Origin of the sequence: Haloarcula sp. CBA1129 (assembly GCF_008729015.1) — an archaeon.
Taxonomy (GTDB): Archaea; Halobacteriota; Halobacteria; order Halobacteriales; family Haloarculaceae; genus Haloarcula.
In genome coordinates this window covers 2,992,534-3,013,114 of record NZ_RKSM01000001.1, presented here as the reverse complement: position 1 = coordinate 3,013,114, position 20,581 = coordinate 2,992,534, and the positions used below count along the sequence as shown (strand labels likewise).

18 protein-coding genes are annotated in these 20,581 nt (G+C 65.0%); 11 read left to right on the top strand and 7 right to left on the bottom strand.

The annotated features are described in order from the left end of the window. Position 1: 1 nt before the first annotated feature. Together Har1129_RS20710 and Har1129_RS21230 are read right to left on the bottom strand one after the other, a co-directional pair. Complete coding sequence (locus Har1129_RS20710) at positions 2–691, bottom strand: hypothetical protein (protein ID WP_191906088.1); 690 nt, start codon at positions 689–691, stop codon at positions 2–4. Further along, entirely contained in the window at positions 681–806 is a 126-nt protein-coding gene (locus Har1129_RS21230; protein WP_255518348.1) for a hypothetical protein, read from the bottom strand. Before Har1129_RS21230 ends, Har1129_RS20710 begins: the two co-directional genes overlap by 11 nt. Before the next feature lie 25 nt (positions 807–831). On the opposite strand from Har1129_RS21230, the gene hemB reads away from it, so the two are divergent. The 5 genes from hemB to Har1129_RS15170 all read left to right on the top strand — a co-directional run bounded on the left by hemB (position 832) and on the right by Har1129_RS15170 (position 4,877). Continuing rightward, positions 832–1,812 carry a porphobilinogen synthase gene (gene hemB, locus Har1129_RS15190; protein ID WP_151101447.1) on the top strand — a complete coding sequence of 327 codons (981 nt, stop codon included), beginning with the start codon at positions 832–834 and terminating at the stop codon, positions 1,810–1,812. A gap of 104 nt (positions 1,813–1,916) precedes the next feature. Further along, complete coding sequence (locus tag Har1129_RS15185; protein WP_151101445.1) at positions 1,917–2,621, top strand: DUF4129 domain-containing protein; 705 nt, start codon at positions 1,917–1,919, stop codon at positions 2,619–2,621. Continuing rightward, entirely contained in the window at positions 2,618–3,145 is a 528-nt protein-coding gene (locus Har1129_RS15180) for a hypothetical protein (protein WP_151101443.1), read from the top strand. The genes Har1129_RS15185 and Har1129_RS15180 overlap by 4 nt, the downstream gene beginning before the upstream one ends. Beyond that, positions 3,142–4,398 (top strand): DUF58 domain-containing protein, encoded by a 1,257-nt coding sequence (locus Har1129_RS15175; protein WP_151101441.1) that lies wholly within the window; start codon positions 3,142–3,144, stop codon positions 4,396–4,398. The genes Har1129_RS15180 and Har1129_RS15175 overlap by 4 nt, the downstream gene beginning before the upstream one ends. Continuing rightward, entirely contained in the window at positions 4,395–4,877 is a 483-nt protein-coding gene (locus Har1129_RS15170; protein WP_151101440.1) for a hypothetical protein, read from the top strand. Before Har1129_RS15175 ends, Har1129_RS15170 begins: the two co-directional genes overlap by 4 nt. Before the next feature lie 11 nt (positions 4,878–4,888). Here Har1129_RS15170 and Har1129_RS15165 read toward each other — a convergent pair whose 3' ends face one another. Both Har1129_RS15165 and Har1129_RS15160 read right to left on the bottom strand, forming a co-directional pair. Further along, positions 4,889–6,232, bottom strand: coding sequence for an ATP-binding protein (locus Har1129_RS15165; protein ID WP_151101438.1), 1,344 nt, complete (start codon positions 6,230–6,232; stop codon positions 4,889–4,891). Then, entirely contained in the window at positions 6,232–7,842 is a 1,611-nt protein-coding gene (locus tag Har1129_RS15160; protein WP_151101436.1) for a methyl-accepting chemotaxis protein, read from the bottom strand. The genes Har1129_RS15165 and Har1129_RS15160 overlap by 1 nt, the downstream gene beginning before the upstream one ends. A 464-nt stretch (positions 7,843–8,306) precedes the next feature. Between Har1129_RS15160 and Har1129_RS15155 the strand changes: the two genes are divergently transcribed. From Har1129_RS15155 to Har1129_RS15135, 5 genes are all read left to right on the top strand, one after another. After that, positions 8,307–9,635: an ammonium transporter gene (locus Har1129_RS15155; RefSeq protein WP_151101434.1), complete on the top strand. Its 1,329-nt coding sequence runs from the start codon at positions 8,307–8,309 to the stop codon at positions 9,633–9,635. Continuing rightward, positions 9,628–9,993 (top strand): P-II family nitrogen regulator, encoded by a 366-nt coding sequence (locus Har1129_RS15150; RefSeq protein ID WP_004517663.1) that lies wholly within the window; start codon positions 9,628–9,630, stop codon positions 9,991–9,993. The genes Har1129_RS15155 and Har1129_RS15150 overlap by 8 nt, the downstream gene beginning before the upstream one ends. Before the next feature lie 9 nt (positions 9,994–10,002). Then, positions 10,003–10,461 (top strand): HTH-type transcriptional regulator Lrp, encoded by a 459-nt coding sequence (lrp, locus tag Har1129_RS15145; protein WP_151101432.1) that lies wholly within the window; start codon positions 10,003–10,005, stop codon positions 10,459–10,461. A gap of 135 nt (positions 10,462–10,596) precedes the next feature. Next, positions 10,597–11,241, top strand: coding sequence for a chemotaxis protein CheC (locus tag Har1129_RS15140; RefSeq protein WP_151101430.1), 645 nt, complete (start codon positions 10,597–10,599; stop codon positions 11,239–11,241). Positions 11,242–11,413: 172 nt separating this feature from the next. Beyond that, positions 11,414–12,769, top strand: coding sequence for a substrate-binding protein (locus tag Har1129_RS15135; protein ID WP_151101429.1), 1,356 nt, complete (start codon positions 11,414–11,416; stop codon positions 12,767–12,769). A gap of 262 nt (positions 12,770–13,031) precedes the next feature. Here the strand turns inward: Har1129_RS15135 and Har1129_RS15130 are convergent, their stop codons facing one another. The 3 genes from Har1129_RS15130 to nasA form a co-directional block, all read right to left on the bottom strand. Next, the gene (locus tag Har1129_RS15130) at positions 13,032–14,798 is read right to left on the bottom strand and encodes a nitrite/sulfite reductase (RefSeq protein ID WP_151101427.1); all 1,767 of its coding nucleotides are present in this window, start codon (positions 14,796–14,798) and stop codon (positions 13,032–13,034) included. A gap of 518 nt (positions 14,799–15,316) precedes the next feature. Next, positions 15,317–16,639 carry an MFS transporter gene (locus Har1129_RS15125; RefSeq protein WP_151101425.1) on the bottom strand — a complete coding sequence of 441 codons (1,323 nt, stop codon included), beginning with the start codon at positions 16,637–16,639 and terminating at the stop codon, positions 15,317–15,319. A gap of 320 nt (positions 16,640–16,959) precedes the next feature. Beyond that, positions 16,960–19,065, bottom strand: coding sequence for an assimilatory nitrate reductase NasA (gene nasA / locus Har1129_RS15120; RefSeq protein WP_151101424.1), 2,106 nt, complete (start codon positions 19,063–19,065; stop codon positions 16,960–16,962). A 177-nt stretch (positions 19,066–19,242) separates the two neighbouring features. Here nasA and Har1129_RS15115 point away from each other — a divergent pair, with 177 nt between their 5' ends. After that, complete coding sequence (locus Har1129_RS15115; RefSeq protein WP_151101422.1) at positions 19,243–20,580, top strand: glutamate-1-semialdehyde 2,1-aminomutase; 1,338 nt, start codon at positions 19,243–19,245, stop codon at positions 20,578–20,580. Position 20,581 lies beyond the last annotated feature (1 nt).

Here is a 20,581-nt window from a genome sequence, read left to right as displayed (position 1 = left end):
CTCACATCCCGCCGCCCGCACCGCCACAGCCCGCGGCCCCGCCGGCTCCCGCTGCGGTCCCTGCGCACGCGGCGGCCGCGCCCGCGGTCGCTCCGGCGCAGTGAGCCGCGATGGCCGCCTGCCCGCCGCTGTACGCGCCCGTGCCCATCGACTCGGCGTCGAAGGGCTTCCAGTCGACCGGTGGAATCTCGTCGTCGCCGTTATCCCCCTCGGCGACGGCCTCCCGGAGCGACCCGACGTCGAAACCCGGTTCGGTCAGGTATCGCTCTACGAGCGGTGGATTGACGGCGATTCGGCAGTAGATGACCGCGTCCTCCTCTTCGTGGGCGTACGCGAACTGGAGGTCGTAGTGGCGGACGTGGCAGTCGGCGAACGGCTCCCGCACCGCCTCCAGCGCCCGGCCGACAAACGACCAGACGGCGTCGCGGTCCGGTTCGCCGACGTCCTCGAAGAGGAAGGTAACCACGGGGACGAGGATGTCGTCGCCGTCGTCGTGGACGTTGACCTTGTTTATCTCGGCGAGGTCCGGGTCCTCAGCGAGTTCCTCGGGCAGCGGGTCGAAGGCGGCGTCGATGGCGTCGTTGGCGGCCTCGCGCTCCTCGCGGTAGTCTGGTGTCAGGTCCGCGAATCCGAGGCCGTCGAGGAAGTCGTGCATCTGTTCGGTCAGCGAGTCACTGTCCTCAGAGGGCATCGGTCAGGTGTGACGGCGGCGTCGGCATAAATCTCGTGTCCGGGCGGGAGCGTGTCACACGGCCCCCGCGTCCCGTCGCCGAGGGCGCAGTCGCCGCCGCAAGCGGTGGGTTCATGCCGCGGACGGCCGGAACAGTCGGTATGAACCTGACACAGCGCCCGCGCCGCCTGCGGACCGACGGCGTCCGACCGCTGGTGCGCGAAACTGACCTTTCGGCATCTGACCTCATCGCACCGGTGTTCGTCGACGCGACGACTGACGAACGGGTCCCTATCGAGACGATGCCGGGCCACGAACGGGTCCCTATCGATGACGCGGTCGAGCGTGTCGAGGAGGTCCGCGAGACCGGCGTCGAAGCCGTCATGCTGTTCGGCGTCCCGGAGTCAAAAGACGAGCGCGGGAGCCGCGCTTGGGCCGAGGACGGCGTCGTGCAGGAGGCGACCCGCCAGATTACAAGCGAGACGGACGCCTACGTCATCACGGACGTCTGTCTCTGTGAGTACACCGACCACGGCCACTGCGGCGTCCTCGAAGACGCCGCCGCCGAGGACCCCCGGCTGACGGTGCGCAACGACGAGACGCTTGACCTGCTTGGGAAAATCGCCGCGAGCCACGCCGCGGCCGGGGCCGACATGGTCGCGCCGTCGGGCATGATAGACGGTATGGTGGGCGCAATCCGGGAGGCGCTGGACGCCCAGGGCGACACCGACGTACCAATCATGAGCTACGCCGCGAAGTACGAGTCGGCCTTCTACGGCCCGTTCCGGGACGCCGCCGACGGTGCCCCGGCCTTCGGCGACCGGCGGCACTACCAGATGGACCCCGCGAACGCACGCGAGGCCCGGCGCGAGGTCGACCTCGACGTCGAGCAGGGCGCGGACGTGCTGATGGTCAAGCCCGCGCTGCCGTATCTGGACATCGTCAAGGAGGTCCGAGACTCCTACGACCATCCCGTCGCCGCCTACAACGTCTCCGGCGAGTACGCGATGTTGCACGCCGCCGCCGAGAAGGGGTGGCTCGACCTCGAAGCGGTCGCCTACGAGTCGCTGCTGTCTATCAAACGTGCCGGCGCGGACCTGATTCTCACCTACTTCGCCGAGGACCTCGCGGACCAGCTCTGAGCGGGGTCGCGCTCCGTGCGGTACCCGTTCGAGTCGTTCCGGTGGAGAGTCCCGGCGAGCGACAGGTCCCCAACCTATTCATGCGACAGGAGCGGAGTTGCTGTATGCAGCGACAGTCCCTCCTCGTGGCGGTTGTCGCCGCGATTGCGCTGCTGTCGTTCAGCGTCGGTGCCGCGAGCATCGACGCCGCCACCGGCTCCGACCGAGCGGAGATGAGCCGGGACGACAGCGAAATCGACAACCCCGACGGACAGGGCCTCAGCGACCCACCGGGTAGCATCGACCCGCCCGAAAGCGACGGCGGTGCCCGCGCGCTGCTGCCGAGCGTCCCCGCCCCGGCAGTCGGCGCGCTGGCCGTCGGCCTCGCGGTCGGGCTCGTGGTCCTGTGGCGACTGGCCGGCCAGAGCCGGACAATTGATGAGGCGGGCGGCGAGACGCCAGCCGTCACAACGCCGGAGTCCGCGAGAAGCCCCGCACATAGCGCGGCTGAAATCGAGGTCCCGCTCACCAACGACGTGTACCGCGCGTGGGCTGCCCTCGAAGACGCGGTGACCCCGGAAAACAGTTCGTCGACGCCACAGGATATCGAGGCGGACGCAACAGCGGCCGGTGCCGACCCCGAGGCCGTCGCCTCGCTCAGGTCGGTGTTCGAGCGGGTTCGCTACGGCCGGGAGCGGCCAGACGCCGACCTAGAGACTCAGGCTCGTGAAGCACTGGAACGGGCCGCCGACGATGCGGACGCCATCGCGACGAGTCCCGACGACGTGGCCGCAGAGACCGAAGCGGACAGCGGGGAGGCCGAGCCGTGACGCTGCGCCGGGTCCCGCTGGCCCTCGGCCTCGTCGCGACAGCGATCGGCGTCGGACTCGCCGCTCTCGGCGCGCCACTGTTGCCCTCGGGCGCTGTCTCGGACCTCCCGATACTCGCCGTGGCCGTCTTCGCTGGCGGTGTCGCACTCCTCGCATTGCTCGTTCGCTCCCTCGACAGCGAGCGCGGCGTGGCGCTCCCGGACACTGACAGCCAGTACGTCACGGTCCCCGGTGACGACATCGACGAAGCACTCGCATCCGGGGCCGGACAGGAAGCCATCCGGCGGCGCGTTGAAGGGGTCGCAGTCACCGTGCTCCAGCGGGACGGCCTCTCTCCCGACGAGGCAACGGATGCGCTCAGGTCCGGCGCGTGGACGGATCGGGAGCCGGCACGGGAGCTGTTCGACGGGACGCCGATATCGCTTCGAGCGCGGCTGTCCGGGTGGCTCTCGGGCGTCCATCCGTTCCAGCGGCGTGTCGCGCACGCAACGGCCGAACTCCGGCGGCGCGACGAGGAGCGATGAGCGAGACCCACCGTACCGGCCGCTGGTTCGGGCTGGCTGGGGCCGCACTGGTCGCCGTCGGCGTCGGGCTAGTCGGGCAGGTTCCCGCGCTCGTGTTGCTTGGCGGGCTGGGCGTCACACTGAGCGCGTACGACCGGGTGGCCGTCCCGCCGGCCGCGAACGTGTCGATACAGCGCTCGATCACGCCAAAAGAGCCGGCGCTGGGAGAGCGGGTGACGGTCGCGCTGACGGTCCGCAATGACGGCTCGCGGACGATTCCGGACCTCCGGCTCGCCGACGGCGTGCCCGACTCAGTTCGGGTAGTCGAAGGGTCAGCGTCGTTCGGGACAGCGCTTCGACCCGGCGCATCGACGACGATTACCTACGAGATTACCGGCGGGACCGACCGCTGCGTGTTCGACCCGGCGACGGTGATCGTCAGGGACGTGGTCGGTGTCGTCGCCCGACGAACGAACGTCACGGCTGAGCCCGACACCGTCACTTGGGAGCAGCCAGCCAGTTCGGCACTGTTGCCGCTGGTCCCGGCAGTGGCCCGTCGGCCCGGGACGGTCCCCGTCGACGAGGGCGGCGAAGGGGTCTCGTTCTACGCGGTCAGGGAACACCGCTCGAACGACCCGCTCTCGCGCGTCGACTGGAACCAGTACGCCCGCACCGGCGACCTTCGGACCGTCGAGTTCCGCCGCGAGCAGTCCGCGACGGTCGTGGTCGTCGTCGACGCCAGAGCGGCCGCCGCCCTCGCGCCGCGTCCGGACGCCGAGACGGCAATCGAGCGGTCGACGATGGCCGCCGTCGCCCTCGTTGAGGGGCTCCCGGAGGACGGCCACGAAGTCGGCGTCGCGGCGTACTCGCCGGAGGGGGCGTGGCTCGCGCCCGGCACGAGCGCTGCCCACCAGCGGCAGGCCCGTGACCTGCTCAGGACCGACCGCGCCTTCACCGCGACGGCGGTCACCCGGGAGCCGGACACGAGCAGGCTCATTGCACAGTTGCCGACGGCGGCGAACGTCGTCTTCCTCGGCCCGCTGTGTGACGACGACAGCGAGGCGCTGGTCCGCCGACTCGCCGCCAGCGGCCACCCGGTGACGGTTCTGAGTCCCGATCCGACCGCGACGGACACGGCGGGCCACCGGCTAGCGCGGCTCGAACGCCGCGAACGGCTCCGACGGTTGCGAGCGGCCGGAATTTCGGTCCACGACTGGCCCGCAGGCGAACCGCTGGCACAGGTCACTGAGCGGGCATGGCGAGGTGGCCGATGACGACGCGAACCGGCGTCGTCTGTGGCGGCGCGGCCCTCATAGCGGGCGTCACGACGTTGTTTACCGCCGGCAGCAGCACGGTCTCGACCGCCGCCGCTCTCGTCGGCGTGGTGCTGCTTGCCGGCGGGCAACTGATCCAGTCCGGCCGACTGGTCGACTTCGCCAGCGCGTTGCTGTTTCTGGCACTACTGGTCGCCGCCCTCCAAGGAGCGACGACGACGACAGTGCTTGTCGCTGGCGGCGCGACGGTACTGGCTTGGACGTTCGCCCATGCGGCCATCGACCTCTACGCGGACCTCGGGACCGCACCGGGGACGCCCGTCGAGTTCACGCACGTCGCGGGGACGACGGGGCTGGTCGGCGGGAGCGTCGTGGTGACGACCCTGCTATTTCAGCTGAACGTCCCGGCGCTGTCGCCGCTGGCGCTGGCAAGCGTCGTGCTTGGCGCAATCGCGCTGACCGCGGCGCTCAGGCGATAGTCGGTAAGTGGTCACTTTGGCGTCGGTTCAGACTCGGATTCCGCGGTGTCGGCTAGCGTGAGTACGTCATCTGCATCAGTGAGCGGAAGCCTGACTGAGACGGTCGTCCACCCGTCGGCGCGGTCGTACTCGATGCCGCCGCCGGCCGCCTCGGCAACCCACCGTGCGAGCCAGATGCCGAGGCCGCTACCGTGCTGGAGGTTGGTGATGTCTTCGTCGTCGAACACGACGGTCCGTTCGACGGCCGGGATGCCGGGGCCGTCGTCGAGAACGCGGACAAACGCGTCTCCGCCGGCCCGCTCGGCCGTGATTCGGACGGTCGTACCATCAGGTGTGTGTCTGACCGCGTTCTCGACGAGGTTGTCGAGCGCGTCGTAGACCGCCGTCCCGCCGGAGACGGGGAGTTGTCTTGGAAGCGCCGTTTCGACCGGTGTGTCGGGGCGGTAACTGTCGGCGACGGACCGAGCCAGCGCCGCCGCGTCGACCGACTGGTCGGCTTCTCCATCGAGCGCGGTTTCGACGTTGCGGGCCTTTTCGCTGACGGCGGCGAGACGGTCAGCCGCGTCGAGGGCGCGAGACGCCGCCAGCGAGACGGACGAGTCGGCTGCGTGGGCACGGACGTATTCCGACATGCCGAATACAACGGAGAGCTCGTTCCGGAGATTGTGCCGCAGGACCCGGTGGAGAACCCGGAGTCGCCGCTTTTGCCGCCGGCTGTCCGTCACATCCGTGTACATCGCGAACCCGCAACGACGGCCGTCGGTCGTGTCGTACGGGACGCCGCGGTAGATGAACTCGCGGCAGCCGTCAGCCGTCTTCCGGGAGACAACAGCGTAGTTGACTTCGCCCGAGGCCGTCCGCTGGTCGTAGTCGACCGCTTCTTCGACGCGGTCGCCGGGGACGATGTAGTCGTTGAGCGGTTCGCCGACAATCTCCTCCCGGTCGTAGCCGAAGGTTTCGACGAACGCGGGATTGACCGTTCGGACGATTGGAACGAAGTTGACGATTTCGAAGCCGACGACCGCGTCCTGAATGAGATCGAACAGGTACTGGAACGGGTCGGACACCTCGGTCGCTCGGCAGAGCGAGCCGACGATGGACTCGTCAGTTGCCGTCGTGAGTTCGACCGTCACCGGACCGGCGAGGTCGCTTTGCGGGAACCTCACCTGACAGCTCTCGGTCCGGTCCGACGCGCTGCTGACGGCCTGTCTCGCCGTAGCCAGCGTCTCGCGGTCCTCAGCCGCCACCACCACCTCGACTGGCGTCCCGACAAGTTCGGCAGGCGTCCGGTCGAGCACTGCGGCGAACTCCTCTGTCGCGAACGTGAACCGACCAGCGTCGTCGATGCCGAACATCAGTTGTCTCGGATCCGGAGGAAGGGTGGGCTCGACAGATGTGATACCGGCTGTTTCTCGCCGACGGTGCCACGCGGCGAGGCCGTGAGCGTCAGGTGCTCGCGGCCGTCGATCCGTGTCAGCGTGAGTTCCTGATCGGCAGCGCCCGAGTAAAAGGCCCCGAGCGTTTCCGGGACCGCGTCGTCGTTGATGACGTTGACCACCGTGTCGTGGGGCTCGAAGACGCCGTCGTCGTTTTCGTATCGGGCTTCTCTGGCTTCCTGTTCGCCCATCATCCGTATTTCGCCCTGAATGTTCCCGACGATGACCAGCGGGGCGTCCCGTCTGGTAGCCGTCGTCTCGTTGGCGGCAGCGAGCGAGGTCCGTTCGAGGTCGAACACGTTGTACCGGGCGTCCCAGTGCCCGAACGGGTCGAGGATGAACAGGGCATCGCCGTCGAGTGCATCATCTAGCGAGCGGTCGGTCGCCGCGAACGCGGCGGCCAGCGTCGACCGGTCCAGTGAGGGAGGCGGCGTCAGCGAGACCGCCCGGCCGGCGGCGACAGCCGTCGCGCACAGTTGCGCCACGGCCCCATCGATCTGCGTCCCGTCAGTGTACCGGAAGACGGCCTGACCGCCCATGACAAGCCCGCCGCCACAGAGGTCGTCGAGGCCATCGATTCCGGTAGAGACTGTCGGGGCGTCCGCCAGTCGGTCCTGCCGGTCGGTCTCGGCAGCGGCAAGTACGTCGTCAATCTCGTCCAGCATCGCGGTCTGCTCGGAGCGGGCGGCACGTATCTCCGAGAGGTCGTCTTCGATGGCGGCGGCGCGGTCCGAAACCGTCTCACACCGCTGGGCGACCGCTTCGCTCGTCGTCGCCTGCTCGTCGGTCGCCGCCGAGACGGACGCGATACCCTCGGCCGTCTCCGCGACGGTGTCTGCCACGTCATCGAGCCGAGCCATCGCCGTGGTGACCTGCTCGGCCCCGGTGTCGATGCCGTCGATGGCCTCGTTGAGCTGTGCGACGGTGTCGTCTGTGGCGTCTCGAACCGCAGCCAGCGTCGTTTCGATTTCCTCAGCCTGCTGCTGGGACTCCTCTGCGAGCCCCTTTATTTCATCTGCAACGACAGCGAACCCGTCCGTGTCGGTGGTGTCGCTCGCTCGCGCCGCCTCTATCGAGGCGTTCAGCGCGAGCATATTCGTCTGGTCGGCGATGCGGTCGATGCCGGCCAGTGCATCAGCGATGCGGTCGACCCGGTCCTGCAGGTCGGCCACCTCCGCGGCGACCGCCTGCCCCAGTTCGCGGACCTCGTCCATCGACTCGATAGCATCGGATGCGGCCTCGCGCCCGTCGTTTGCCGCGTCCGTTGCCCGCTGGCTCTGCTCGCTGACCTCGGTCGCGGTCGCAGCGATCTCCTCGATTGTGGCCGAAAGCGACGAGACATCGTCGGCGATCTGCTGTGCGTCAGTCGCCTGTGCCGCCGCGCGGTCGTCAATCGCCGCGAGTTGCTCGCCGACGGTTTCCGACGCCGCCTGCACAACATCCAGTGCGCCCTGTGCGTTTGCGACTGCCCGCTCTTCTGTTACGGCCGTCGACTGGTCCGGAACGGAGGGATAGTGATCCGAAGCCATAATCAGCTATGAACCCTCCAATATAGGTTCGATTTGTACAGTTTATCGAGACATTGTGCCACGTCTCCCCACTGTTCTCCGGACATTTATACTGAATTCGAATCTGTGTTCGCGAGGCATAACCCTGTTGCCGCTGGCAACACCCGCCAGACAGGAGCGCGCGCAAGCAAAAACGGCCTATTTGGGCCCTTGCGGCCGAAACTGGGGTCGACAAACGTCCAAAATTTCAGTGTGCATATACGGACTTTCTTGACGGAGAACAACCTTATATCCATAATATCATACTGTAATCTGGACGGTCGTCTACCATATCCCCTCCAATTTCCGTATTCATAAAGGCAAACCTTATGTAGTGTTGTTACCAGAGCCTTTCTCGTGAAAGAGTTGAAGAAGTTGAGCCAGAACGGGGGAAAGTTGGACATTCAGACGGCAGTCGATAACAAAACGAAACAGGTGAACTAGAAATGAGCTACACTGCACTACAGGTAGATCCGAGCGTACTCGCAGAGGGGGTTAACTTGCTGTGGGTACTGGTGGTATCGTTCCTGATCTTCTTCATGCACGCAGGCTTCGCCATGCTTGAGGCGGGTCAGGTGCGTTCGAAGAACGTCGCGAACCAGCTGACGAAGAACCTCCTGACTTGGTCGGTCGGCGTAACGGTGTTCTTCCTGATCGGGTCGGGGATCAGTGCTCTAGTCGGCGGAAGTGGCTTCTCGCCCGCGTTCGGCGCAGGGGCCGCAAACGACTACGTCGGCTGGCTGTTCGGTGCCGTCTTCGCGATGACGGCAGCGACCATTGTTTCCGGCGCGGTCGCCGGTCGGGCCAAGCTCCGCGCGTACATCACGTACACCTTCCTGCTGGCAGCGGTCATCTATCCCGTTGTCACCGGAATCACGTGGGCCGGCGCGTACATCAGCTTCGGCGGTGAAGCCTTCCACGACTTCGCCGGCGGGATGATCGTCCACGGCATGGGCGGCATCGCGGGCCTCACGGCAGCATACGTCCTCGGTCCACGCATGGGCCGGTACAACGAGGACGGCTCCGCAAACGTCATTCCGGGCCACTCGCTGACCTTCGCCGTGCTGGGAACGCTCATCCTCGCGTTCGGCTGGTACGGCTTCAACGTCGGGACGGCGGCGACTGTCTTCGTCGTCGAGGACGGGTCGCTCGCCCTCGGTGCGTTCGCGACGGTCGGTCGTGTCGCGATGACGACGACCATTGCGATGGCCTGCGGTGCGATGGGTGCCGGACTGGTCGCGTGGCTGAAAACCGGGAAGGTCGACACCCTGTACGTGGCAAACGGGCTGCTCGCCGGGCTGGTCGGCATCACGGCGATCCCCGACACCACGACGTGGTGGGGCGCAATCGTCGTCGGCGGCCTCGCAGGCGGTCAGCTACCTATCGTGTTCAGCTTCATCGAGAACCGGATGAAAATCGACGACGTCTGTGCCGTCTTCCCGGTCCACGGAAGCGCCGGCGTGCTCGGCACGCTGCTGTTCCCGTTCGTCGCCACGTCCGGCACGGTTGGGTCAGTCGTTAACGCCTTCATCGCACAGCTGATCGGCGTCGTGGCCATCGCGGGCTGGACGATTGTCGCGACCGGGGTTGTCTGGTACGCGCTCAAGGCAGCCGGACAGGCTCGGGTCACGCCCGAACACGAGCAGGAAGGGCTGGACGTCAGCGAACACGGCGTCGAGACCTACCCCGAGTTCGGTGGTGGCGAAAGCGTTGTCGCCGATGGTGGTAAAGTGAGTCCGAGCATGCGTACTGATGGAGGTTCCAAAGATGACTGACGAAACCGACGACTCTGAAATCAAGATGGTAGTCGCAATGGTTCGACCGGACAAACTCGGCGACGTGAAGAAAGCGCTCGCTGAGGTCGGCGCACCCTCGCTGACAGTGACGAACGTCTCCGGCCGCGGCTCACAGCCCGCCAAGAAGGGGCAGTGGCGCGGCGAGGAGTACGTCGTCGACCTGCACCAGAAGGTCAAAGTCGAGACGGTGGTCGCGGACATCCCCGCAGAGGATGTCGTCGACGCCATCGCCGACGGGGCCCACACCGGTGAGAAAGGCGACGGCAAGATATTCGTCCTCCCCGTGGACAACGCCTATCAGGTCCGAACCGGCAAAGAAGGCCCAGAGGCAGTCTGAGCGGACGAGATGGTCGATGATACCGACAGACAGGTAGTGAACGCACTGCTCCAGGACGGCCGAGCGAGCGCCCGTGACGTCGCCGCCGCGACCGGCATCGCGGCGACTACGGTGTCGCGCCGAATGGACGATCTGGAGGCGACCGGTGTGATCGACGAATACACCGTCGACATCGACTACGGGGCGCTGGGATACGACGTGACCGCCGTGTTCCAGCTCTCCGTCGAGGGCGACGGGCTCGGACGGGTGGTGGACCAGTTACGGGATCGACGCGAGATGGTCGCAGTCTATGAGGTGACTGGCGACCACGACATCGTGGCCGTCGGGAAATTCACCGACACGCAGTCGATGAACGAGCGGATAAAGACGCTGCTGACCGACGAGGATATCCGATCTGCCTCGACGTCGGTCGTACTGAATACGGTGTGCGAACACGAGCAGTTCCCGGTCGACGGGACTGACGCCTGAACGCCTGCGGTGCTGTTTTTGTCGGTGATCCGAAACGGTGAGACGCCGACAGTGCAACGGGACGGTCTGTAGTAACTACGTGACGAGGGTGGCTCCCAGCGGTGGCGTTAAGCCGCTTGCGACGTTCCGGTAGGTATGGGCCTGAAAGTGGACGTGCGGAAGCTGGACCTTTTCAATCAGATGGCAAAGGAGGGGTCTGGGACGGTCGCGGAGAACCTCGGTCAGTTGACCGGGCTCGACGCGACAGTTCGGACCTCACAGATCAATTTTCTCGACATTGCGGACGTCAAAACACACATCGGCGACGACAAGAGCGTCGGCATCTACGTCGAACTGAACGAACCCCCGTATGGCTACGTCCTGTTTCTGCTCGAACCGGCCGACAGCAAGCAGATGGCCAGCGCAATGATGGGTGGAATGGGTGAGCCAAGCGAGGGCGAGGGGTTCTCCGATATGGAACGGTCGGCGATGCAGGAGATCGGCAACATCATGACCTCTGCGTTCATCGACGGCTGGGCCAACGTCCTCAATACGACCATCGACATGGGGACGCCGAACTTCGTGTTCGGCCCGGCCGACGGCATCATCGACAAGATGGGGGGCTGGCCGGACTCGGATCTGGTGTTCGTCGTCGACTCGCAGATCACCGTCGACGACGGCGACCTCGGAATGACCGTGTACACGTTCCCCGAACTGGAGGACCTCGTTGCGCTTATTCAGGATATCGACCTCGACACGGACGTGGCGGTCGACACCGAAGCCAGCGACATTCTTGACTGATATCGTCACACTGTCTCTCCTACGCGGTTTCATCGCGCGGCCTGAGTTGGTGTAATCGCCGAGAACGCAGTCGGAGGTCCGTTAATGCATGATCCCAGCACAGCCTATGCTAATTGTTCACCCATTTCTATTGAAAAAAGTATTATATATGTCTACAATCAAAAAAGCTGTTATGCGATTGGAAAGAGGGGGAGAGGCAGTTAACAGGCGGTCCTTGCTACGGATTGCCGGTGGGGTCGGTACCGCGGGGCTCGCCGGGCTGGCAGGATGCCAAGACGGAGGTTCGACGGCCGAAAACACGCCAGAGCATCCACCGCTCGGGAACTATCCAGTCGACGGCGATGCGGTCACGCTCGGCTTCAACGTGCCACAGTCCGGGACCTACGCCGCCGAAGGGCGCGACGAACTCCGGGGGTATGAGCTCGCTGTCACGCACCTCAATGAAGGCGGCGGCTGGGTCGGACAGCGCTCCTTTGACGTACTCAGCGGCGATGGCGTCCTCGGAAAGACCGTCGAGTACGTCACCGGGGACACGGAGACGAAACCGGAGGTTGCGACGGCTAACGCCGAGCAGATGATCGAGCAGGACGACGTCGTCATGTTCTCCGGCGGCTCGTCCAGTTCCGTCGCCATCGCCCAGCAGGAAGTCGCACAGGCCCAGAAGGTCCCGTACATGTGCTGTCTGACCCACTCGAACGACACGACGGGGACTGACTGTGTCCGCTACAGCTTCCGGGAGATGTTCAACGCGTACATGACCGCACAGGCTCTGCTTCCGGTGCTCAAGGAACGGTTCGGCCGGGAAGCCCAGTACGTCCAGATCTACGCGGACTACAACTGGGGCAAGACGATGGAGTCGTCGATCCGCGACTTCTTCACATCGAGTGGCTGGGTCGAACTCACGAGCATCCCGACGCGTCTCGGGACGACGGACTACGAGGAGCCGCTGAAACAGGCCCGGGACGCCGGTGCGGAGGTCGTCTTCCTCGACCACTACGGACTCGACGCGGCGAACTCGCTGACAACGGCTCAGGAAATCCTCCCGGACGAGGTGGGGATTGTGGTGCCGCTGTACAACCGCATCGTGGCACAGAACGCCGCGAAGGCGCTCGACGGCGTCGTCGGGACAGTGGCGTGGGACACCAGCGTCTCGTCGGGCCTCTCGAACGAGTTCAAGAACGCCTTCACCGCCGAATACGGGAACGCACAGCGGCCCTCCGGCGTGGCCCATCTGGCCTACGCACAGACGCTCCAGTACGCTGCGGCCGTCGAGCGAGCCGGCACCTTCTATCCGCCGGCAGTTATCCGGGAACTAGAAGACCACGACTACTCGGTCGGGTTGGGCAGCCAGACGATGCGGCGCTGTGACCATCAGGCCCAGCGTGGCGTGCCGGTGGTCGAAGGGCTGTCGGAGTCCGAGCAGTCCCTCGGTCGGTTCTATGACCTACTCGGCGTCACGAAAGCGGTCGGCTACGACTGTGACGGGGGGCCAGCCACAGAGTGTGACCTCGGAGGGTACGGCGAGTAGGGTTGTGACTCGACGACCGCTGCGCAACGGGAAAATACGGCAGCGAAAGAACCGGACGGGGAGATGGACACGAGCAGTCCCCGTCTGTCAGAGGCGGACGGACACGCCCTGAGACGGGCGTATCACGTCGCTGGGGCCGGCTGTTCGGAGCCGGGGCCGCGTTACTCCAGTAGCTCCGGTGCCGCGTCGTATGCCACCCCCTTGACCGCGGATTCCGGCGGGTCGGACGCTCCGTCGTGGTCAGTTGTGCTGTCTGTCATGGTCAGTCGTCCGCCGAAATCGGCTGGCCTTCGGCGTCGGTCGGGGCCGGGCTGTCACCGTCGTCGAAGGGATACCACGACTGCTTGCCGTCTGCCAGACAGGGGTCGGTGTACCCCTCGACCTCGTGGGGCTCGGCCAGTTCGACGATGGTCTCGTGGCCAGTGGCGTCGACCCATTCCCGGAACGTCTGGCCCTCCGAGCGGAGCGCCGCGTAGGCCTCGACGATGTTCTTTATCATGCCGGGCGCTTCGTCGGCGGGGACACGCTGGCGGACCCACTCGATGAACGACGGGTCCTCGCCGATGCCGCCGCCGACGCCCACGTCGACGGCTTCGACCATCTGGCCGTCCTTTCGGGCTCGCATCCCCTGCAGGCCGATGTCGGCCGTCATCGCCTGCCCGCAGTCGGCCGTACAGCCCGAGAAGTGCATCTTGATGCGGTCCACGTCGTCGGGCACGTCGACGTTGTCACCGAGCCAGCGCAGCAGCCGGGCCATCCGGGCCTTGGTCTCGGTGAGCGCCAGCGAGCAGAACTCCGTCCCGGTGCAGGCCATCGCACCCTGAACGAACGGGTTCGGCTCCGGCGAGTGCTTCTCCAGCAGCGGCTCGTTGAGCAGGTGCGAGAGGTTTCCGTCGGAGACGCCCATGATGATCGGGTTCTGTCGACGGGTCAGGCGCACCTCGCCGGAGCCGTAGGCGTCGGCGAGGTCAGCCAGTTCGATGGTATCCTCAGCGGAAAGTCGGCCCACGGGCACCGAGAGCCCGACGTAGTTCTTGTCGTCTTTCTGGTCGTAGACGCCGACGTGGTCGTGGGCACCATACTCTGTGCGCTTGCCGGCGTTGTACGTGTACTCCCCACGGAAATCGGTGCCGGCGGTTTCCAGCTCGAAATCAAGACGCTTGTCGAGTTCCTCGCGGATGGCGTCGGTGCCGTGCTCGTCGACGAAGAACCGAGCGCGGTTTTTCGAGCGGTTCGTCCGGTTGCCCGCCTCGTGGTAGTACTCGACGAAGGCCCGGACCGTCTCGACGGCGTGTTCGGGCCGGATGAACAGGTCGAGTGGACGGGCTTCGCGCGGCTCGCGGCCGCCGAGGCCGCCGCCGACGCGGACGTTGAACCCCTCGATTTCCTCGCCGTCAATAAATTTGTGGGCTGGCTCCAGCCCGATGTCGTTGATGCTGTCTTGGGCACACCCCTGCTTGCACCCCGTCACCGAGATGTTGAACTTCCGGGGCATATTGGCCAGTTCGTTGTCGTCGCGGATGGTCTCCTGAATCTCGTCCAGAATCGGCCGGGACTCGACGAACTCCTCGGCCTTGCCGGCGACCGGACAGCCGGAGATGTTGCGCATCGTATCCCCGCCCGCCGAGCGCGAGGAGACGCCGACGGCTTCGAGTTTCTCCCATATCTCGGGGATGTCCTCGAGCTTGAGCCAATGGAGTTGGATGGACTGCCGCGTCGTGAGGTCGATCCAGCCGTTCCCGAACTCGGGGTTCTCGGCCGGTCCCTTCGCGTAGTCGCGTGCGACCTCGCCGATGGCTCGGAGCTGGTCCGGTTCCAAGATGCCGCCGCAGTTGGTCAGCCGCATCATGAAATACGACTCCTGCCCGCCGCGGTGGTGGAACACGCCCCAGAACTTGAACCGCGAGAACCACTTCTCGCGTTCGTCCTCGGGAATGGACTCCCAGCCTTTCTCGGCAAACTCCTCTAACTTCTCTCGTACCTCATCGCCGTACAGCTCCTCCTTGTACTCTTCTTTCTTATGTGCCATTTTCAGCCCCCACGATTCTTGATAGATGTGCTGTTTTCTCACTCATAGTTATTTGAACGTCCGCTAATTCACGTCTAATAACTCAGTTTGATTCCCTATAACCCTAATCGTTAAAGAAATAAATATCGATAGGGTGTTCGAAAACAGCCGTCCAGAACTATACCATCTGAGAGGTGTTTAAACAGGTTATACACCGCATCGGAGACATGAGTAAAACCGCAGGACGGCAACCGATTGGCCGGTCGAGATCTGAAACTGTACGCTGGGGACGCTCCCGAGCACGATTCGTCCGACCAGACTGTGATCCCGTCAAACTGGGGTGTCAGCCGCGCGCGAGCTGAACCGAAGGAGGACGCGACAGGCAGCACAACAGTCGGACACTGGTCGAGTCTGGGCGTCTGCACGAAAGAGAGAAGCGCCGGTCGAAGTCTAGAGGCGTCATACTGTTGGCTGTCCGTCTATAACGAATGTCGCCACGCGAGGTGGCAAATATCGTAGAATAGGTACAGCAAACAGTATCAGTCGTCGCCGGAGGCGACGGTGGTGCCTTCCTGCGTGCTTCCGACGAACCCGGCCGTGTTAGCGATTTTCGCGATCTCGGGCTGGAACACCCACGCTGACAGGGCGACGATGGGGAGCATCGTGAGGGCGGTCACGGAGTATCCGATGTGGAGGTTCGCCAGCCACGGCGCGGAGTAAAACAGCGGGTAGACGATGCCGCCGACGGTTCCGACACCGCCGACGACGCCCGCAACCGAGCCCGAGTCGTTCGGGAACATCGCGGGCACCTGCGCGAAGATAGCGCCCTCGGCCCAAGCACAGCCCGTGCCAACAAGGAAGCCGATGACGACAGCGTTCAGCAGGACACCGGAGAGGCCGGCCAGCGTCATGGCGAACATCATCACCACGATGAAACAGAGTCCGAGGAACGTCCACTGTTCGCGGTACTGCCCCTTGAAGAACGGCAGGATGTTCTTCTCTTTGCGGGCCAGCAGGTCGCTGCCGTAGCCGCCAAACGGCCGGAGCAATCCTGCAGCAATCGAGAACGTCGCCGCGAAGGTGCTCGCGATGACGAGGTTGTCCTGATTGAACGCTTCGCGGTAGTAGGTGGCGAGCCACCCGTTCATCGACAGTTCGAGGCCGAACGACATGATGTACGCGGCGGCGAGGACGACGGTGCCGTATCGGGTAGCCGTGTGTAGCCAGCCCTTGAAGGTGGTGTTTTCCTTGGTCGCTTGGCGTTTTGCCTCGCTCTTTGCGGCCTCGCCGAGCGTGTAGTAGGCGATAGCGAGGAGAATGGAAACGATGCCGGTGTAGAAGAACGCGGCTCGCCAGTTGGTCGAGAACAGCGGCCCGTTCCAGCCACTCCCGAACACGCGAGGGAGGATGAGCGCGCCGCCGGCGGCCCCGGCGTTCCCGACGCCGGCGTAGATGCCCTCCGCCAAGCCGAGGTTCTCCTCTTCGAACCACTCAGCGACGTGTTGGATGCCGATGACGAACGTGATGCCGGCCGTCGCCACGATAAGCCGCAGTACGAAGAACACGGAGTAGTTCTGTGCGAAGGCGCTCGCTATCGAGAACACGCCGACGTACGCCAACACGATAGCGAAGATAGCCGGCGCACCGAACTTATCGGAGAGCCAGCCGGTGAGCATCCGGCCGAACGGGGCCATCCAGATGGCCGAACTGGCGAGGATACCGATCTCAGCGGTCGAGAGTTGGAACTCCTCGGCCATCGGGCCGGTAAAGGGCGCAAAGGAGAACCAGATGAGAAACGAGAAATTGAACCCGATAGTCGCCAGCAGCAGCGTCCGATATTTCGTCATCTTGATCAGTCCCATGGCGACACCCCGGTTACAGACTGAGCAGTGCTCGCGTTCGATAACGAGATATTGTCCACCAATACGCGTTTATTTTGGATGTGTGCCCACATCAGTACATGAAGTCCGAAAGTCCCACCATTTAATAACAGTAACCCTTTACATAACGGCTATTCACTTCCTGCTAAGTGGATAGGTGGCAAATATATCATCGGATATCCCCTCTTTAAGGACATTGAACGCCCAGTGGACGAGGGAATAATTGGACATATTCAGATTACGTCGAACAGCGCTGGAGAAGTGTGTGTCGGCGAGCCATCGAGGCTGCGTCCGATGGTGGCTCAGTCAGCCGTCGCCGGCGGCAGTTCGGCCTCTGCGGCGACGAGGCGGGCGGCACACTGCTTGAAGTTCGGCTCGTCGGACTGGGGGTCTCGGTCCGAAAGCGTCAGTCGGTTCGTCGCCGGATGGTGAATCGGCAGCCAGACCATCCCGTGGGGGACACCCTCGTCGCGGTCGATTTCGGCTATCGCGGAGCCGCGGCGGGTCTCGACGGTCAGCTGCTCGTCGGTGACGAGCCCGCTGTGTTCCGCAATCGTCTTGGGGTGGATGCGGGCTACCAGCGTCCCGGCCTCGCCGCCGCGGGACCGGACGCCGGTGTTGTACCCGTCAGCCTCGCGGGCGGTGGTCAGCGTCAGCGGGTAGTCGTCGTCGGTCGGTTCCGGAAGCGACCCCTGACGGCCGGTCGAGAACTGCGCGCGGCCGGAGGCAGTGGGGAACGACCACGATTCGTCGTCGTAGTATCGGTAGCCGCCAGCGCTCTCCTCGTCGGGCGCGGGCCACCTGACGGCGTGGCTGTCGTCAAGGCGCTCGTAGGTGATGCCCGAACAGTCGGCGACCGTCCCTTCGGTGAGGGTGGTGAACTCATCGAACACGTCCGACGGGTCCGGGGACGTGCTCTCGAACAGGCCGGGGAACAGCCGCGAGCCGATGGTGGCGATAATGTCGATGTCCTGCCTGACGCCGCTTGGCACGTCGGTCGCCGACCGGACCCGGGAGATGGTCCGCTCCATGTTCGTCGTCGTCCCGTCGCTCTCCCCCCACGTCGCGGCGGGCAGGACCACGTCGGCGATTTCCGTCGTTTCGGTGTGGAAGGCGTCTTGCACGACGACGAAGGCGTCTTCGAGCGTCTCGCGGACCGAATCGGCCTCAGGCATCCCGGCGACGGGATTTGTGGCGACGGCCCAGACGGCCTCGGGGCCCTCTTCGAGCATCCCGACCGGACCGGGACCGGTGTCGTCGGGCAAGCGGTCGACCGGAATATCCCAGTGGTCCGCGACGAGTCGACGGTGGTCCGGGTCCTCGAAGGCCCGCTGACCGGGCCAAGACCCCTTCGAGGAGCAGATTCGGGTCCCCATCGAGTTGGCCTGACCGGTCAGCGAGAACGGGCCGCCGCCGGGCCGGAGGTTCCCCGTCGCCAGCGTCAGGTCGATAAGCGCCCGGGCGGTCTCGGTCCCCTGAACGTGCTGATTGATGCCCATGCCCCAGTAGATGAGCGCCTGCTGGTCCATCGCGTCGGCCAGCAGGTCCACGTCGGCCAGCTCGACACCGGCCGCAGCGGCCGCGTCGTCGGCGTCCGGGAGCGAGGCAAGCAGGTCCTCAAACCCGTCGGTCGCCTCGTCGACGAACTCGCGGTCGACTCGCCCCGTCTCGACGATGCGGGCCAGTACGGCTCGGGCCAGTACGAGGTCCTTCCCGGGGTCAGGTGCGACGTGGTGCTCGGAGTTCTCCGCGGTCTCCGAGCGGACAGGATCGACGACGATGATTTCGACGCCCTCCTCGTCGGCGGATTGTTGAATCCAGCGGAACATCACGGGATGGGCGACCGCCGGGTTCGCCCCCCAGACGACGTGGCGGTCAGCGTCGCTGATGTCGGCGTAGGTACACGGCGGCGCGTCGCTGCCGAAGGCCTGATAGTAGGCGGTGACGGCACTCGCCATGCACAGCGTCGTGTTGGCGTCGTAGTTCCGCGTGCCGAAGCCGCCGCGGGCGACCTTTCCCAGCGCGTAGGCCGCCTCGTTTGTCTGCTGGCCGCTCCCCAGCACGGCAACGGAGTCGGGGTCCCGTTCGTGGACGGCCTGCAGTCCCTCGACGGCACGGGCCAGCGCCACGTCCCACTGGGTCTGGCGGAGTTCACCATCGCTGCGGACCATCGGCCGCGTGAGCCACTCCCCGTCGGGGGCCTTGCTCTCCCGGAGCCCGCGAGCGCATGCCAGTCCCTGACTGACCGGATGGGCGGCATCGCCGCGGGCGGCGTCGATGCCGTACCCCTCGTCAGCCCCCTGGTGCATGTGTCCACAGCCGACGGCACACCGCATACACGTCGTCGGGACCCAGTCGCTCACAGCCGTCCACGCGCCGTGACGACGCCCATTCGTCCAGTTTGGCATAAGATTACAGTACGTTCGGATGCCATTGTCGTACGTACATAGATGAATACACACCGTATAACAGTGACTCTTTACGAAATACTTATTTCACCCGAGAGTATGTGACATCCGTCCACTAGATCGGTAGCACCGCCGGGTAACAACAGTTTCTTTCTGACAGCGGTCAAACGGCAGCGTATGAACCACGAGCAGTCACGAGCGCTGTACGACCGCGCCCTGTCGGTGCTGTCGGGCGGCGTCAACTCCTCCGTGCGAGCGACGCGGCCCTACCCGTTCTTCGTCGAGAAGGGGGACGGCGGGCATGTCATCGACGCCGACGGCAACCGCTACATCGATTTCGTCATGGGCTACGGGCCGCTACTACTGGGCCACAGCCTGCCCGAACAGGTCCAGTCGGCCATCCAGCAACACGCCGCCGAGGGGCCGATGTACGGCGCACCCACCGAGGTCGAGGTCGAACTGGCCGAGTTCGTCACCCGGCACGTCCCGAGCGTCGAGATGCTGCGGTTCGTCAACAGCGGGACCGAAGCGACCGTCTCGGCGGTCCGACTGGCTCGTGGCTACACGGGGCGTGACAAAATCGTCGTGATGCAGAGCGGCTACCACGGCGCACAGGAGTCCACGCTGGTCGAGGGCGAGGGCGACCACACGGCCCCGTCCAGCCCCGGCATCCCCGAGAGCTTCGCCGAACACACGCTGACCGTTCCGTTCAACGACGAGGAGGCCGCCCACGAGGTGTTCGAGGAACACGGCGACGACATCGCGGCCGTCCTCACCGAACCCATCCTCGGGAACTACGGCATCGTCCACCCGGTCGAGGGCTACCACGACACGCTCCGAGAGCTGTGTGACGACCACGGCTCCCTGCTGGTCTTCGACGAGGTCATCACCGGCTTCCGGGTCGGCGGCCTCCAGTGCGCGCAGGGTGCCTTCGACATCGACCCCGACATCACCACCTTCGGGAAGATCGTCGGCGGCGGCTTCCCGGTCGGCGCTATCGGCGGCAAAAGCGAGATCATCGAGCAGTTCACCCCCGCCGGCGACGTGTTCCAGTCCGGGACGTTCTCGGGCCACCCCGTGACGATGGCCGCCGGGCTGGAGACGCTACGGTATGCAGCTGAACACGACGTATACGACCACGTCAACGACCTCGGCGAACGACTCCGGTCAGGCCTGCAGGACATCCTCCGAGATCAGGCCCCCGAGTACACCGTCGTTGGCCGGGACTCGATGTTCAAGGTCATTTTCACCCGTGACGGTCCAGATTCCTTCGAAGGTCATTGCGAATCCGGCTGCCGACAGCGGGAATCCTGCCCGCGGTTCGACTACTGTCCGAAGACCGGGGGCGACGTGACACAGGCCGAGACCGAGCGGTGGGAGCGACTGTTCTGGCCCGCGATGAAGGAACAGGGCGTGTTCCTCACGGCGAACCAGTTCGAGTCACAGTTCATCTGTGATGCCCACACAGGTGAGGACATAGAGAATGCACTCGAAGCGTACAAAGAGGCGATATGAA